General features: G+C 70.3%; 14 protein-coding genes and 1 pseudogene. 7 read left to right on the top strand and 8 right to left on the bottom strand.

Annotation, left to right across the window (positions count from 1 at the left end; genetic code table 11):
- Positions 1-52: 52 nt before the first annotated feature.
- The 3 genes and pseudogenes from ACLQ2O_RS02550 to ACLQ2O_RS02540 form a co-directional block, all read left to right on the top strand.
- Positions 53-2239, top strand: coding sequence for a family 43 glycosylhydrolase (locus tag ACLQ2O_RS02550; protein WP_425826717.1), 2187 nt, complete (start codon positions 53-55; stop codon positions 2237-2239).
- A gap of 80 nt (positions 2240-2319) precedes the next feature.
- A complete protein-coding gene (locus tag ACLQ2O_RS02545; RefSeq protein WP_425826715.1) occupies positions 2320-3222 on the top strand; it encodes a glycoside hydrolase family 43 protein in 903 nt (300 codons plus the stop codon).
- A 42-nt stretch (positions 3223-3264) separates the two neighbouring features.
- A pseudogene (locus tag ACLQ2O_RS02540) lies at positions 3265-3567 on the top strand (class I SAM-dependent methyltransferase); the annotation flags it as partial.
- Positions 3568-3637: 70 nt separating this feature from the next.
- Here the strand turns inward: ACLQ2O_RS02540 and ACLQ2O_RS02535 are convergent.
- Entirely contained in the window at positions 3638-4999 is a 1362-nt protein-coding gene (locus ACLQ2O_RS02535) for a PLP-dependent aminotransferase family protein (protein ID WP_425826713.1), read from the bottom strand.
- 177 nt (positions 5000-5176) lie between these two features.
- Between ACLQ2O_RS02535 and ACLQ2O_RS02530 the strand changes: the two genes are divergently transcribed.
- On the top strand, positions 5177-5869 hold the full coding sequence (locus ACLQ2O_RS02530) for a pyridoxamine 5'-phosphate oxidase family protein (RefSeq protein ID WP_425826711.1): 693 nt from the start codon (positions 5177-5179) through the stop codon (positions 5867-5869).
- Positions 5870-5965: 96 nt separating this feature from the next.
- On the opposite strand, the gene ACLQ2O_RS02525 is transcribed toward ACLQ2O_RS02530, so the two are convergent.
- From ACLQ2O_RS02525 to ACLQ2O_RS02500, 6 genes are all read right to left on the bottom strand, one after another.
- On the bottom strand, positions 5966-6610 hold the full coding sequence (locus tag ACLQ2O_RS02525) for a TetR/AcrR family transcriptional regulator (RefSeq protein ID WP_425826709.1): 645 nt from the start codon (positions 6608-6610) through the stop codon (positions 5966-5968).
- Positions 6611-6683: 73 nt separating this feature from the next.
- A complete protein-coding gene (locus ACLQ2O_RS02520) occupies positions 6684-7979 on the bottom strand; it encodes a methyltransferase family protein (RefSeq protein ID WP_425826707.1) in 1296 nt (431 codons plus the stop codon).
- 77 nt (positions 7980-8056) lie between these two features.
- Positions 8057-8965 (bottom strand): hypothetical protein, encoded by a 909-nt coding sequence (locus tag ACLQ2O_RS02515; protein WP_425826705.1) that lies wholly within the window; start codon positions 8963-8965, stop codon positions 8057-8059.
- Between the two features lie 56 nt (positions 8966-9021).
- Positions 9022-9825 carry an ABC transporter permease gene (locus ACLQ2O_RS02510; protein WP_425826703.1) on the bottom strand — a complete coding sequence of 268 codons (804 nt, stop codon included), beginning with the start codon at positions 9823-9825 and terminating at the stop codon, positions 9022-9024.
- Positions 9822-10766, bottom strand: coding sequence for an ATP-binding cassette domain-containing protein (locus tag ACLQ2O_RS02505; RefSeq protein ID WP_425826701.1), 945 nt, complete (start codon positions 10764-10766; stop codon positions 9822-9824). The genes ACLQ2O_RS02510 and ACLQ2O_RS02505 overlap by 4 nt, the downstream gene beginning before the upstream one ends.
- 169 nt (positions 10767-10935) lie before the next feature.
- Positions 10936-11469 (bottom strand): EXLDI protein, encoded by a 534-nt coding sequence (locus tag ACLQ2O_RS02500; protein WP_425826699.1) that lies wholly within the window; start codon positions 11467-11469, stop codon positions 10936-10938.
- 97 nt (positions 11470-11566) lie between these two features.
- On the opposite strand from ACLQ2O_RS02500, the gene ACLQ2O_RS02495 reads away from it, so the two are divergent.
- A complete protein-coding gene (locus ACLQ2O_RS02495) occupies positions 11567-12448 on the top strand; it encodes an alpha/beta hydrolase (RefSeq protein WP_425826697.1) in 882 nt (293 codons plus the stop codon).
- A 239-nt stretch (positions 12449-12687) separates the two neighbouring features.
- Here ACLQ2O_RS02495 and ACLQ2O_RS02490 read toward each other — a convergent pair whose 3' ends face one another.
- Positions 12688-12948, bottom strand: a complete 261-nt coding sequence (locus ACLQ2O_RS02490) for a cell division protein CrgA (protein ID WP_425826695.1) — start codon at positions 12946-12948, stop codon at positions 12688-12690.
- 126 nt (positions 12949-13074) lie between these two features.
- On the opposite strand from ACLQ2O_RS02490, the gene ACLQ2O_RS02485 reads away from it, so the two are divergent.
- Complete coding sequence (locus ACLQ2O_RS02485; protein WP_425826693.1) at positions 13075-13845, top strand: DUF881 domain-containing protein; 771 nt, start codon at positions 13075-13077, stop codon at positions 13843-13845.
- A 36-nt stretch (positions 13846-13881) separates the two neighbouring features.
- Positions 13882-14499 (top strand): aminodeoxychorismate/anthranilate synthase component II, encoded by a 618-nt coding sequence (locus ACLQ2O_RS02480; RefSeq protein ID WP_425826691.1) that lies wholly within the window; start codon positions 13882-13884, stop codon positions 14497-14499.
- Positions 14500-14519: the final 20 nt, after the last annotated feature.

The raw sequence follows: 14519 nt of genomic DNA, 5'->3' as shown, positions 1-14519 counted from the left end.
CGAGAGGAACCCGCCAGTGCCTCCCAGACGTCTCCTCGCCGCGGTGCTAGCCGTGGCCGCGGTAGCGACCGGTACGACGGCCGCCGTCGCGGCGCCGCCGCCACCGGTGACCACCACCAACGACATCTCCAAGCCCTTCGCCGACACGTTCGCCGACCCGTCGATCATCCAGGGCCGCGACGGCTACTGGTACGCCTACGCGACGTCCGACCCGCTCGTTGCCGGAGGTCCCTTCGGCCTGATGCACATGGCGAGAACCAAGGACTTCGGCTCCTGGGAGTACCTCGGCACGGTCTTCAACGACGCGACCAAGCCGGCCTGGGCCGCGCCCGGCTCGTTCTTCTGGGCGCCGGACATCCGGTACTTCGGCGGCCGGTACGTCATGTACTTCACCGTCACCGACACCGCGGCCAACCCCGGCGGTGACTACTCGATCGGCGTCGCGACCGCGCCGACACCGGCGGGTCCGTGGACCGCGACGGGCGGTCCGGTCGTCACGCCGAAGTCCGACGGCAACGGGGGCTGGTTCAACACCATCGACCCGGCCCTGCTGACCGCCGCCGACGGCAAGCGCTACCTGTACTACGGCGGCTTCTACGGCGGCATCTCCGTCACCGAGGTCACCGCCGACGGCCTGCAGGCGGTCGGCGAGCCCACCCAGGTCACGATCGGCGACCGGTACGAGGGCTCGTACGTCGTCTACCGCGACGGCTGGTACTACCTGATGGCCTCGTCGTCGAACTGCTGCGCCGGTCCGACCACCGGCTACACCGTCTTCGCCGGCCGGTCCAAGTCGCCCAAGGGCCCGTTCCTGGACGCCGACGGTGCGAGCATGAACGAGTCGCGCGTCGGCGGCACGGCCGTCGTCACCCAGAACGGCAACAAATGGATAGGCCCCGGCCACCACGCGTTCTTCACCGACGCCGCCGGTCAGGATCACATCCTGTACCACGCGATCGACCGTGGCACGCCGTGGCTGACCGACCCCTTCGGCATCAACCGGCGGCCGATGCTGGTCGACCGGATCGACTGGATCGACGGCTGGCCGCGGACCCGCGCGGGTGCCGGTCCGTCCGACACCCCGCAGCCGGCACCGGCGACGGGCTCCTCGGCCGGGATCACGGCGGCGGATCCCGCCTCCGGGCTGTGGCTCGCGACCCGGCGTACTGGTGACGCGCTGGGCGGGCCGACCGCGCAGATCAAGGGCGCGGCGGCGACCAAGCAGTCCGCTCCGGCCGGATCTCTCAGGGTTGACGCCGATGTCCGGCTGGGCAGCGGTTTCACCACGGTCGTCGGCGGCTCGGTCGTCGCCTCGGTCACTGCGAACAAGGTCTCCGTCATCGCCGGCGGGAAGACCGCCAGTGCGACGATCCCGGCCGACTTCGACCGCACGCAGTGGAACAAGCTGAGCGTGCAGGTCGCCGACGGCGTCGTCACCGCGCGGCTCAGCGACTCCGGGCTCGGGGACCTGTACGCCGAGGCGCGGCTCGCCGTACCGAAGCTGCAGGTGAAGGCGGCGCCGGTGAGCTGGCTCGGCTCGGCGGAGGTCGACAACCTGACGATTCGCCCGGTGGCCGAGCCGGTGAAGGCGTTGGCGCCGCAGCCGAAGCCGGGCAAGCTGCTGGCCGGGGACGAGTTCACCGGCGGGCTGGGAGCCGGCTGGTCCTGGGTCCGTCCGGACCGCAACGCGGTAGTTGCTAATGGCAAGTTGTCGTGGCCGTTGCAGAACGCCGACCTGGTCGGCTCCGGCAACACCGCCGGGCTGCTGTTCCACAAGACGCCCGCCACCGACCGGTGGATCGCCGAGACCAAGCTGCACCTCGACCTCGGCGAGGGCGACCTCCGCAACTACCAGCAGGCCGGGATGATCGCCTACCGCAACGACGACGACTTCGCGCGGCTCGGCGACGTCTCGATCTGGCGGACGCGGCAGACGGAGTTCGGGCGTGAGCTCGTCGCTCGTGCGTCGGACGGTGCGACCAGCTACGGCGGCGCGGCGATCGGCCGGTCCGCGAAGGACCTGTGGATGCGGCTGGCGTACCACCAGAACGCGGCGGGCGAGCACGTCTACCAGGCCGGGACCAGCGTCGACGGCAAGAAGTGGGTCTGGGGCGCGTCGTGGGTGCTGCCGGCCGGCGAGATGCCGAAGCTGGGGCTGTTCGCGCACGGCGAGTTCACCGGCGCGAACCCGGCGCCGGTGGCAACGTTCGACTACCTGCGGTTCTCCGAGAGCAAATGATGCCGCGCGGGCTGGGGCTGTCGTTGCTGCTGATCACGGCGGCCTGCGGCGGCTCCGGCCCGCCACCCGAAGGAGCGAGTATGGGATTCACCAACCCCGTCTACGACAACAACTTCGCCGACCCGCAGGTGATCGCGGCCGGCGACACGTTCTACGCGTTCGCGACGAACGGGCCGCTCGGCACCATCCAAACGCTGAAGTCCGCCGACCTGGTCGCGTGGGAGCAGGTCGGCGACGCGCTGCCGGAGCTGCCCGCGTGGACGTCGGCCGGCAAGGTCTGGGCGCCGGAGGTCGCCGTCCACGGGCCCGACCGGTACGTCATGTACTACACGAGCGCGAACGACGCCGCCGGCCGCCAGTGCCTCGGCGTCGCGGTCGCCTCCCGGCCCGAAGGTCCATATGTCGACAAATCGAGTAATCCCTTGGTTTGTCAGGCAGTCGAGGGTGGGTCGATCGACGCCAGCCCGTTCCAGGACGCGAGCGGGCAACGCTGGCTGTACTGGAAGAACGACGGCAACGCGGTCGGCGTCGACACCTGGATCTACGTCTCCAAGCTGTCGGCCGACGGACTCCAGCTGGTCGGCGAGACGACCAAGCTGATCAAGCAGGACCTGCCCTGGGAGGGCAACCTGGTCGAAGCGCCGTACATGGTCGAGCGGAACGGCAAGTTCCACCTCTTCTACTCGGCCAACGCCCACGACAAGGCCGAGTACGCCGTCGGCCACGCGCTCTGCACGACGCCCGCCGGACCGTGCACCAAGTCGGGCGACCCGATCCTCACCACGTCCACGGATGCCGCCGGCCCGGGCCACAACATGGTCGTCGAGAAGGACGGCCGGTACTGGTTCGTCTACCACGCCTGGGATCCCGCACTGGTCGGCATGGACCCACCCGGCCGCACGATGTGGCTGTCCGAGCTGACCTGGGACGGCGACAAGCCGGTCGTCCAGCCCCCGCTGAAGGACAACCCCTCGCGACCCTGATCCACCGGGCTCGCGCGTCCCCCGGCCCGCCGCAGCGCTCCCGGGGACGGGCTGCGCTACTACTTCACCCAGCGGACGCCGTTCTACGACCGGCAAATGCTCGACGCGGTCGAGGCGGGGATCCGTCAAGTCGTCGTACTGGGCGCTGGACTGGACACATGAGCCTTCCGGCTGGGGCTGCCCGCGGACGTGACGTTCTTCGAGCTGGACACCGCGCCGGTGCTGGACTTCAAGGCGGGAGTGCTCGACGAGGCGAACGCCGTACCGACCTGTCGGCGGGGCCCACTGGTCGCCGATCTCCAACAGGACTGGACGGACGCACACGGAGGCCGATCGGTTGCTTGAGGCAATCACCGGCCTTCCGGGACAACCAGCCGGGACAGCCGGCCGCCTGGCCGGCTGTACGCCGCCGAGCTCAGCTGAGCAGGTCGACCAGGATCTTCAGGGCTGTCACCAGGTCCTCGTCCGACGGTGTGGCGTAGCCGATCACCAAGCCGGGTGGGCCCTGGATGGTGCGGCGGTAGTCGGCCAGGGGCGCGACGGCGACGCCCGCGGCTCGGGCTTTTGCGGCGAGCACCTGGTCGTCGACGTGGTCCGGGAGCAGCAGCGTGATGTGCAGCCCGGCGTCCTGGCCGACGACCCGCCCGTACGGCGCGAGCAGGCGGCAGGTGAGGTTGCGGCGTTCGGCGTACAGGCGGCTGGAGCGGCGGACGAGCTGGTCGAGGTAGCCGTCGCGCAGCATCGCGAGCAGGGCGGCCTGCATCGGCCAGGCCGGCCAGTCGCTCGCCTCCTCGCGGTAGGCGGCGATCCGGTCGACGACCGTGGTGGACGCGACCAGCCAGCCGAGGCGGAGCGACGGGCTGAGCATCTTGGAGAGCGTGCCGAGGTGGACGACCCGGTCGAGGTCGAGCTGCGCGAGCGCGGGCAGCGGCGCGACGTCGTACCGGAACTCGCTGTCGTAGTCGTCCTCGATCAGCGTCGCGCCGGTGCGGCGCGCCCAGCGGATCAGTTCGTTGCGTCGGGCAACAGGTAGCCGGCCGCCGAGCGGGTACTGGTGGGACGGCGTGACGTAGACCGCGGCGACGTCGTCGACCAGCGCGTCGACCCGCATCCCGTCCGCATCGACCGGTACGTCGACGACGTCGAGCCCGTGCGACCGGGCGGCCTTCGCCGCGTTGACGTAGCCGGGATCCTCCATCGCGATCCGGTCTCCCGGCGCGAGCGTGGTGTCGAGCAGCAGGCGGAGACCGTGCACGGTCCCGTTGGTGAGTACCAGGTTCTCGGGTCCACAGGCGATGCCGCGGACCCGCCCGACGTGCTCGGCGAGGGCTTGGCGAAGCTCGGGCAGCCCGGCGGGGTCGGCGTACCCCCGCGGTGGGGTCTGCGCGGAGACTTCCCGCCAGGCACGCCGCCAGCCGGGATCCGGCGTGGTGGCGATGAAGGGAATGCCGGGACGGAGGGTGAGGAGATGTGGTTCCGGTGGTTGGTGGGGTCGCGCCCGCTCGACTGTCGCGGGTGGGAGCGGCACCACGTCGGCGACGTACGTGCCCGAGCCGGCGCGACCTTCGATCCAGCCCTCCGCGTGCAGCTGGTCGTACGCCGCCTGTGCGACCGCCCTCGACACCTCGACCTCACGCGACAGATCGCGCGTCGACGGCAGCCGGTGCCCCGCTTGGATCCGCCCGTCCCGGATCGCGGCCCGGACCTGCTCGGCGAGCTGCAGGTGCAACGGGACGCCGGCGGCACGATCCACGGTCAACGGCAGCGAGGTCCTCATAGTGGACTACTCGAATGATCGCGAATTGGACCGGGCAGGCATGCCACTACTCTGCCACGCTCGGAGCATGACAGTACTTTTGGCCTCGCCTCCGGCTCGGCGGGTCATGGGGCTCAACTCCCGGCCTTCCCTCGTCGCTCCGGTCGCTTCGCTCCTCAGTCCAGGCCGGGAGGCCCCATGACCGCGATTCCGTTGTCCCCGACCCCGCGCACCCGGCTGCGTCGCTCGAAGGAACGCGCCGCGACCGACCGCCAAGCCCTGTACGACGTGCTCGCCGCAGGAATGTTCTGCCACCTCGGCGTCGTGCTCGACGGCGATCCGCTGGTCCTGCCCACGGCGTACGGCGTCGACCTCGACCGCGGCCCCGACGGCACGCTCTACCTGCACGGATCGGTCGCCGCCCGCAGCGTCGTCGCGGCGCCCGACCAGACGATCTGCGTGACCGTGACGCACGTGGACGGGCTCGTGCTGGCCCGGTCGGCGTTCCACCACTCGGTGAACTACCGGTCGGCCGTCGTACTGGGGACTCCGCGGCTGGTCACCGACCCGGACGAGAAGCTGCACGGCCTGACCGTCATCGTCGACCATCTGGTCCCCGGCCGGTCGCACGGGTCCCGCGTGCCGAACAAGAAGGAGCTCGCGAAGACCTCGGTGCTCGCCCTCGACCTGACCGAGGCCTCGGTCAAGACCCGCGCGGGCGGCGCGAACGACGAGCCGGAGGACCTCGACCTGCCGTACTGGACCGGCGTGGTCCCGCTGCGCGTGGTCGCCGACGAGCCCGTCACCAACGACGACTGCGACCTGCTCGTGCCCGCGCACGTGCGAACCCGCGCCAACCAGCTCGGAGCGCCCGCAACGACGGGTTGGTGAGCGTCACACCGGAGAGCCGCGTGCTCGCCCAGCACCGGTGGCCGACACCGCGGGTCCGACGGCCGCGGCCAGCAGCTGGCCCGGCGCCGGGTGCGGCTACTGGTTGGTGAGCGCGTTCAGCCTGCGCTTCACCAGGCGGCTGGTGACCGGGCCGAGGTTGTCCAGCTCCGACAGCAACGTCTCGGTGAGCACGGCCAGCTGCTCGAGTGAGGCGAGCGCGCGGGTGGCGCCCTCGGGGTCGACGCCGTCGAGCAGCTCGATCCCGATGAAGCCGGCCGAGATCGACCGGGCCAGCCCGCCGAGATCGACGAGCGGGAGCAACGGGCTGTCGGCGAGTACGCGGGCCAGCGTCTTCTCGACCTCGACCACCCACAGGTTGAGCGCGTCCGCGACCGCCGCACCGACGATCTCGTTGCCGCGGGCCCCGGCGAGCAGCTGCGCCAGTACGGCGACGTTGCCCTCGGCGTGCTCGGTCACGTGCACCTCACGGCCGACGGCGAGCAGCTCGGCGAAGGTCGCGGCCCGGTCGAACCGGTCGCGGTAGTGCGCGACGCGCAGCTCGGTGCTCTCCCGGCAGGCGGCCGCGATCAGGTCGTTGACGGTGCCGAAGTGGTAGAACACCAGCGCCTGGTTCTGCCCGGCCTCGGTCGCGATCGTGCGGGCCGACGCCCCGGCGAAACCGCGTTCCCCGATCGTCCGCAGCGCGGCGTCGAGCAGGTCGGCTCGGGTGGTCTTCGCCATCGTCAGGGCTCCTCTCACAGTGGTCCGTCGTGCTGGAGGGCTCCTCGCGGCTCACGCTGTCGCCGGGTCGCCTTCAGGGGCTGAGCTTTCCAGGTCGGCGGGCCGGCAACTCGCGTTCACCGCCGCCCATCCCGTCGAGCAGCAGCTGCAGCAGCGGCCGTACGACGGGCAGCCCGACCAGCCAGCCGACGTACGCCCAGCCCGGTCCGCTGTGCTGGAAGGCCCGGGCGATCGCTCCGAGCCCGCTGGCGCGGTCGCCGTCCGGCCCGACGTACAAGGCTCGCCGCAGCCCAGCCACCGTATACGTCTCGGCCGCGGTGATGGTGAGACCGTCCGGCCTGGTCGACTCGATCAGGGTTCGGGTCTGGGCGCAGATCGTGCAGGTCTCGGCCAGGTACAGCTCGGCCTGCGGCTGGCAGGCCGTCGAGCTTGGTTGCGGCGTTGAGTATGGCCGGCGTCGCGGGATCCACGCCCTGACCTCGCGGTCGTACGCACGCCATGCGGGCTCGCGGGCGGCGAGCTGCTCGCGCTCGTGCGGATCGGCGACGAAGTGCGAGAACGAGAGCGCGCCGACGGTCGCCAGCGCGAGGGACCAGCTCTGCGTCCCGAGCGCGAGCAGGGCGAGCATGACGACGACCGAGGCCTGCATCGGGTTGGCGAGGTAGGCGTACGGGCCGGTGGTGACGAGTCGCTGCGGTGGGTCCCACGGGTACGGCGTACCGCCGGCCCTGGCGAACTCGACGACAGCCGCCAACGCCGGGACCGCCGCGAGAGCCATCAGCTGGAGGATGACTGAAGTCCGCCAGACCGGCCCGCCGACCAAGTGATCCCACGAGCCGTCGCCCTCACTCATCACCGCCGACGGCAGCAGCCAAAGCACCAGCCCGGTGAAGGTGATCAGCTGCAGAACCAACCGACTGGTCAGTTGTTTGCGGTCGACGGTCCAGCGCCCGAGCAGGACAGCAGGGACGAGGACGACGCCGAGCACGACCGCCTCGCCGACCAGCCAGTGCGGGCCGAGGTGCACGAGCCCGTCGAGGCGAGGCATCAGCAGCAGGTCGATCCATCCACAGACCAGCACCCAAAGCACCAGCCGCCCCCGAAGCAGAACAGGCAGCGTCCCCCAGCACACCGCCCACCCGATCCACAGATCCAGCGGCATCCCGAGAAAGCTGCCCGGCACCTCCGCGAACGACCACCACCCGCCCCAAACAGCCAACCGGTTGGTGACCCCAAGCGCGACAAAGGCGAACAGAAAGCCGAGCAAGGCAGCGCCGGCACGTTGTCGAGACGGTTTGCGCCACAGGAGACAAGTCAGCACCACCGGAACGATCAGGCAAAGCCATCGCACCACCACCAGTTCAGTCATCGCCGGTGGCGACTTTCCACAGGAGGAGGACCAGTGCGGTCGGGAGGGCCAGGGACAGCGAGCGGATGATGGTGAGGTCAGTCATTGCCGAGGGTGTCTTCCCGCAGGCCGAGGCTGTCGGCGAAGTGGTGGAGGCCGGCGTTGACCATCGCGGACTCGATCGGGCCGAAGTACCAGCTCGGGTCGAGGCGGCGGGTGAACTCGACGGTGAGCTTGACCGCCGTCGTGCCGTCCGGTCGCGAGGTGAGGGTGATCGCGCCGCGCTCCCAGTGCAACCAGCGCTGGGTCTTCGAGCCGTCGGAGACGACGGTGAACGTGATCCGTCGCCGGTCGTGCGTGACGACCTCGGTGACGATCGGGTCGCCGGCCAGCGTGAACGTCCACCGCGTTCCGACCGCGAGCCCGGCGCCGCTGGCCGCGGTCGGGGTCGGGTAGCCGGTGAGGCGGAGCAGGAACGGCCGCTCGGCCGAGAAGTCCGGACCCTTCACGAGCTGGTTCTCGATCTGGCTCGGCGACATCGCGACGACCCGTTCGGCGCTGACCTGCTGGACCGGATCGATCCGGTACGCCGTGCCCTCGAGCCCGACGACCAGCAGCGGGAAGATCGCGAGCGCGGCCTGGTAGCGCCGGCCGGCCTCGCGGGCGCGGGACTGCCGGACGACCTCGGCGATGAAGTGCGCGACGCCGTACACCAGCGGCGACGCCATCAGCACGCAGGCGGCACCCTCGTGCAGGAACGCCGACGTGATCATCAGCCCGAAGGTGACGACCCGGAAGGTCAGCCCGTGCAGGCTCTTCGCGGGCGGCGAGAGGGCGATCACCACGGCGATCGCGAGCGGTACGCCGACGAACAGCGCGGCGGTGTCGAGCCGGCCGGCCTTCAGCAGCAGCAGCGGCGCCAGGACGGCGGTCGCCGCGATCATCAGCAGGGCGGGTAGCCGCTTGGCCCAGGCGACCGGAGGCGGCGGTTCCTCAGGAGTGGTCATGAACGCAGCATAGACCAGGTTTTGAGCACTTGCTCAAAACCTGGTCTTTCCGCAGGTCAGGCCGCTGTTCCCCGGTTGTACGAGCGCCGGGACCAGAGGTAGCCGCCGGCCGCGACCACGACGCACCAGACCGCCGCGAGCCAGGCGTCCGAGGCGCTGTACGGCGTACCGATCAGCAGGCCGCGCAGGGTCTCGATGATCGGCGTGTAGGGCTGGTACTCGGCGAACCAGCGGATCCCGGACGGCATCGAGTCGATCGGGACGAAGGTGCTGCTCAGGAACGGCAGGATCAGGCTGAACGGCAGCACCACGTTGCTCGCCGCCTCCGGCGTCTTGGAGGTCAGCCCGAGCGCGACGGCCAGCCAGGTCAGCGCCACCGCCGTACCGATGATCAGTGCGGTCGCGAGCAGCCACTCGCCGAACGTGGCCGTCGGTCGGAAGCCCATCAGCAGGCCGACACCGATCAGCAGCGCGACGCTGACCAGCGTCTGCAGGAGGCTGCCGATCACGTGTCCGGCCAGCACCGACGGCCGAAAGATCGCCATCGTGCGGAACCGGGCGACGATGCCCTCGGTCATGTCGGTGCAGACGGCCACCGCGGTCGGGACGGTGCCCGAGCCCAGTGTGACCAGCAGCAGCCCGGGAACCAGGAAGTCGAGGTAGTCGAAGCCGGCGCCGCCGATGCCCGCCTGGAACGTCTCGCCGAAGACGAGCCCGAACAGCAGCAGCATGATCACCGGGCTGATCAGCGTGCTCAGCGTCATCCCGGGGTAGCGCTGCTGGTGCCGCAGGTTGCGGCGCAGCATGGTCGCGGTGTCGGCCAACGGGTGACCAGAAACCTGTGCGGTCGTCGTACTCATCGGGTCGTCGCTTTCTCGTCGGTGGGGTGACCGGTGACGGCGAAGAACACGTCGTCCAGGTCAGGGGTGTGCACGGTCAGCTCGTCGACGTCGAGCGAGGCGCCGTCGATCCGGGCGAGGAGCTCGCGCAGCGACTGCACCCGACCGTCGTTCGGGACCTGCAGGACGAGCGCGCTGTGATCCGGTACGCCGGCCGGCAGCACGCGTGCGGCCAGCTCGAGCTCGTCGGGTGCGGTGAAGCGGAGCCGGACGTGGCCGCCGGGGGCGAGCCGCTTCAGCTCCTCCGGGGTGCCCTGGGCAACCAGTTGGCCGTGGTCGAGCACGGCGATCCGGTCGGCCAGCTGGTCGGCCTCCTCCAGGTACTGCGTGGTGAGGAAGACCGTCACGCCACCGGCGACGAGATTCCGGATGATCTCCCACATGCTGTGCCGGCTGCGCGGGTCGAGCCCGGTCGTCGGCTCGTCGAGGAAGATGATCCGCGGCCCGCCGACCAGCGTCATCGCCAGGTCGAGCCGGCGCTTCATGCCGCCGGAGTACGACATCGCGGTCTTCTGCCCGGCCTCGACCAGGTCGAACTGCTCCAGCAGCTCGGTGGCCCGGCGGCGGCCGGCGGCCTTGCCGAGGTGGTGCAGATCGGCCATCAGCCGCAGGTTCTCCTCGCCGGTGAGCAGGCCGTCGACCGCGGAGAACTGGCCGGTGACGCCGATCGCGGCCCGGACGGTGTCCGGGGCGGCGCTCAGTTCGGTGCCGTCGATCCGGACCTCGCCGGCGTCGGCGGTGACCAGCGTGGACAGGATGTTCACCACGGTGGTCTTGCCGGCGCCGTTCGGGCCGAGCAGGGAGAAAATGGTGCCTTGGGCAACGGTTAGGTCGATGCCGTCGAGCACCCGCTGGTCCCCGTAGGACTTGCGCAGCCCGCGGACCTCGATCGCTGGTGTCATGGTTCCTCGCCTTGATTTCGGGCAGGCTCGCGCCGGCCAGGGGATCTGGGTGGGTGTGTGGGCAGGCTCGCGCCGGGACAGGGCGCGGGCCCGGGATCAGAAGGAGGGTGTGCGGATCCGGCCGGCCGACCTCGGGTCGCCGGAGCAGGGGGTGCGGTGGTTCAGCCGGTCAGATGTCGAGGTCCTCGACGGCGGGCTGGTTCGCCGCCTCCTCGACCAGGACGTAGAGGTCCTCGGGGATCAGTTCGCGCAGTTCCTCGACGGTCTCGACGACGTCGAGCGTCGCCTCGCCCTGCGCCATGCTCCACGTGTTGTCGAGCAGGCCCAGGGTCCCGATCCAGCTCCGCCAGCCGCCGTCGTCGCCGGCGGCCGGTTTGGTCGAGCCCTGCTTGTACAGATCGCGGCGGTCGGCGTGCAGGACGAACTTGCCGGTCCGGCTGCGGTAGACCTTGAAGGCCTCGTAGCCGTACTTGCTCGAGCGTCCACCCTCGGCCAGCAGTACGCCGGAGAACCGCTGCTTGCGGCCGGCCCCCCGGCCGACCCGCACGGTGATCTCGTCGTACCCCTCGAGCCGGCCCTCCTCCAGTTCGACGTAGCGCCGGAGCGCGGCCGAGATCGCGGAGGACAGGTTGCCGGCGAGCTCCTGCGCGCGCTTGTAGAGCGCCAGGTCGTCGTCGGACACGTAGATCGTCTTGTTCGGCATGTGGTGTCTCCTTCTACGGAGGAACTATACATATGCCCTACGTAGGTGTCTACGTATATGTCTGCGTAGATCTGTCCACAGCTGCGAAGATGCCTCCGTGGACCCTGCCGAAGACCGCTACGACGCCCTGACCGACGAGATCGCCGCCCTGTACGAGGACGGCCGTCCGGCGGACGCGCTCGCCCTGATGGACGCCGCAGGCGACCTCACGCTGTGGGCGGCCGAGCTCGCCCACCTCCGCGCCTGCCTGCTCGGCGCCGTCGGTCGTCCCGACGAGGCTCTCGCAGTCCTCCAGCGCGCGACGGATGCCGGCGCCTGGTGGGCCGAGCCGATCCTCACCGAGGACGACGACCTCGCGGCGCTCCAGGACCTGCCGGCGTTCCGGCAGGTAGTCGCCACCAGCAGGGAGCGTCTGGCGACCGACCCCACCCTGCCGCTCATCCAGTTGCCCGCGGGAGAGCCCGTACGGGTTGTGGTCGCGCTCCACGGCGCCGGGCAGCGTGCCGCGCACTCGGCGCGCGACTGGGCGCCGGTCCTCGACCTGAACAGCGCTCTCGTCTGCGTCGAGTCGTCGCAGCTGATGTCCCCGAAGTACCGCACCTGGCCTGACCCCGAGGCCGCGCGCGCCGACATCGCCCGGGCCCTGACCGATCTACCGGCCGAGCTCCAAGGCCTGCCGCTGATCGCCGCGGGCTTCTCCGCCGGCGGCCGCGCCGCCCTCGACTGGGCGCTCACCGGCCTGCCTCAGCGGGCGGACGGCGTACTGGTTCTCGCGCCGGCGCTTCGCGAGCTCCCGACGGCCGCGGCCAACGCGCTGTCCCCGACCACGGTCCTGATCGGGACCGACGACGACCTGCTCGACGTCGTCACCAGCGCGCCGCTCGCGTCGCTCGGGATCGAGGTCAAGCTGCTCCCCGGCGAGGGCCACCAGGTCCCAGCCGGCTTCCAGCAGCTGCTGGCCGAGCTCCTCACCAGCTGAGCCGATCCGGGGAAGCCGGTTTCCCCAGTTGTGGACAACATGGTGATCAAACCTCAACAATCCACAGATTTGGCCGATTTTCGCCCGAAAACGGTGCACAACCCGGGGAAAACCTGGGGACAAACCACGGGAAAGCTGTGCACAGCTGGGGATACGGCTGTGGATAACTCAAGCGCGGACCGGAGCCGGTTGCGCCCGATCGCCGGCTGAGGTCCGCGCTGCAGGTCAGGTCCGGAAGGTCAGATCCACTGGGTGGAGACGACGAAGCCGACCGCGATCAGGCCCATGCCGATCAGCAGGTTCCAGTTGCCCAGGTCGTTCATGAACGGGATGTCCTGGCCCGCGACGTAGAAGACCACCAGCCAGATCAGCCCGAGCAGCCAGCACCCGAGCATCAGCGGCGCCACCCAGGCGCGACTGGAGGTGCGGGGCCTCTTCGGAGTCTTCTGCGGCTTCTCCGCGGCCGACTTCTTCTTTTCGCGACTGCTCGACTCGGGCACGACTTGGGCTCCTTGTAGCGGACACTAAGGTGAGTGGTGGTCCCTCGGTTCGCGAGGCTGCCACCAGCCACACCGACGGGTCTGGCCTCGGTTAGCGTAGTGCAGACGGGAGCATGGGGGTCACGAGTGAGTAGGCTGCGGCGTTTTTCGCTCTGGCGTGCGGGTGCGCCGCTGGCCCTGCTGTGCGCCGGTCTGCTGTTCGCGACCAGCGCCACCAACGCCCGTGGCACCGACCTCCGTCCCAGTCGCAACACTACGCTCGCGGGCCTCGTCGAGGAACAGAGCCGACGCAGCGCCAGCCTCACCCGGCAGCACGCCGCCCTGAGCGGCGACATCGACAAGCTGCGCGCCCAGCAGGGCTCGTTCCCGCCCAAGCTGGCCAAGCAGCTCGAGGACCTGTCGCTCGCGGTCGGCACCACGCCGGTGACCGGGCCCGGCCTGACCGTGACGCTGAAGGACGCGCCGCCCGAGGTGGTCAAGGACAACCCGGACGTCGACGCCGACTGGCTGGTGATCCACCAGCAGGACATCCAGGCGGTGGTGAACGCGCTGTGGGCCGGTGGCGCGGACGCGATCTCGATCCAGGACCACCGGGTGATCTCCACGACCGGGATCAAGTGCGTCGGCAACTCGGTCGTCCTGCACGGCGTGCCGTACCTGCCGCCGTACCGGATCACCGCGATCGGCGACCGGCGCAAGCTGCAGCAGTCGCTGGACGACTCGAAGTACATCGAGAACCTGCAGGACTACGTGGTGAAGTTCCAGCTCGGCTACGAGGTGAAGACCCAGTCGAACATCGCGATGCCGGCCTACGAAGGTTCGCTCGACCTGCAGAGCGCGACCGTGCCGGGCTTCGCCAAGACCCCGACCGTGAGCCCGTCCAGCACCGGTCGCTGAGTCCGCCCGCGGCGATCTTCGAAGTAGGCTCGGCTCATGCCGCGCATCCTTGTCGTCGACAACTACGACTCCTTCGTCTACAACCTGGTGCAGTACCTGCAGCAGCTGCAGGCCGACACCACGGTTCTGCGCAACGACGAAGTGACCCCCGAGCAGGCCACGGCGTACGACGGTGTGCTGCTGTCGCCCGGGCCGGGGACGCCCGAGGAGGCCGGTGCCTGCGTCGAGATCGTCAAGCAGGCCGGCGGTCAGGTCCCGATCTTCGGGGTCTGCCTGGGGCTGCAGGCGATCGGCGTCGCGTACGGCGGGGTGGTGGGCCGCGCGGACGAGCTGCTGCACGGCAAGACCAGCCAGGTGTTCCACGAGGGCGCCGGCGTGCTGGACGGACTCCCGTCGCCGTTCACCGCGACCAGGTACCACTCGCTCGCGATCGCCCAGGACAGCGTGCCCGACGTGCTCCAGGTGACCGCGCGCACCGAGGCCGGCGTGATCATGGCGGCCCGGCACAAGGACCTCCCGGTCGAGGGCGTGCAGTTCCACCCCGAGTCGGTCCTCACCGAGGGCGGCCACCGCATGCTCGCCAACTGGCTCTCGACCTGCGGCGACCCCGACGCCGTAGCCCGCTCCGCCGGCATGGCCCCGGTCGTCAGCTGACCCACGCCAACCAAGATCCC

The organism is Kribbella sp. DT2, assembly GCF_049844575.1.
Classification (GTDB): domain Bacteria; phylum Actinomycetota; class Actinomycetes; order Propionibacteriales; family Kribbellaceae; genus Kribbella.
Note: the sequence above shows the minus strand (reverse complement) of the source record. Positions and strands in the feature narration are given on the sequence as shown.

What these genes read in the sequence shown, in the direction of transcription:
- ACLQ2O_RS02545 (WP_425826715.1), top strand. Translation starts at nt 2,320, where the DNA reads ATGGGATTCACCAACCCCGTCTACGACAACAACTTCGCCGACCCGCAG.
- ACLQ2O_RS02535 (WP_425826713.1), bottom strand. Translation starts at nt 4,999, where the DNA reads ATGAGGACCTCGCTGCCGTTGACCGTGGATCGTGCCGCCGGCGTCCCG.
- ACLQ2O_RS02530 (WP_425826711.1), top strand. Translation starts at nt 5,177, where the DNA reads ATGACCGCGATTCCGTTGTCCCCGACCCCGCGCACCCGGCTGCGTCGC.
- ACLQ2O_RS02525 (WP_425826709.1), bottom strand. Translation starts at nt 6,610, where the DNA reads ATGGCGAAGACCACCCGAGCCGACCTGCTCGACGCCGCGCTGCGGACG.
- ACLQ2O_RS02520 (WP_425826707.1), bottom strand. Translation starts at nt 7,979, where the DNA reads ATGACTGAACTGGTGGTGGTGCGATGGCTTTGCCTGATCGTTCCGGTG.
- ACLQ2O_RS02515 (WP_425826705.1), bottom strand. Translation starts at nt 8,965, where the DNA reads ATGACCACTCCTGAGGAACCGCCGCCTCCGGTCGCCTGGGCCAAGCGG.
- ACLQ2O_RS02510 (WP_425826703.1), bottom strand. Translation starts at nt 9,825, where the DNA reads ATGAGTACGACGACCGCACAGGTTTCTGGTCACCCGTTGGCCGACACC.
- ACLQ2O_RS02505 (WP_425826701.1), bottom strand. Translation starts at nt 10,766, where the DNA reads ATGACACCAGCGATCGAGGTCCGCGGGCTGCGCAAGTCCTACGGGGAC.
- ACLQ2O_RS02500 (WP_425826699.1), bottom strand. Translation starts at nt 11,469, where the DNA reads ATGCCGAACAAGACGATCTACGTGTCCGACGACGACCTGGCGCTCTAC.
- ACLQ2O_RS02480 (WP_425826691.1), top strand. Translation starts at nt 13,882, where the DNA reads ATGCCGCGCATCCTTGTCGTCGACAACTACGACTCCTTCGTCTACAAC.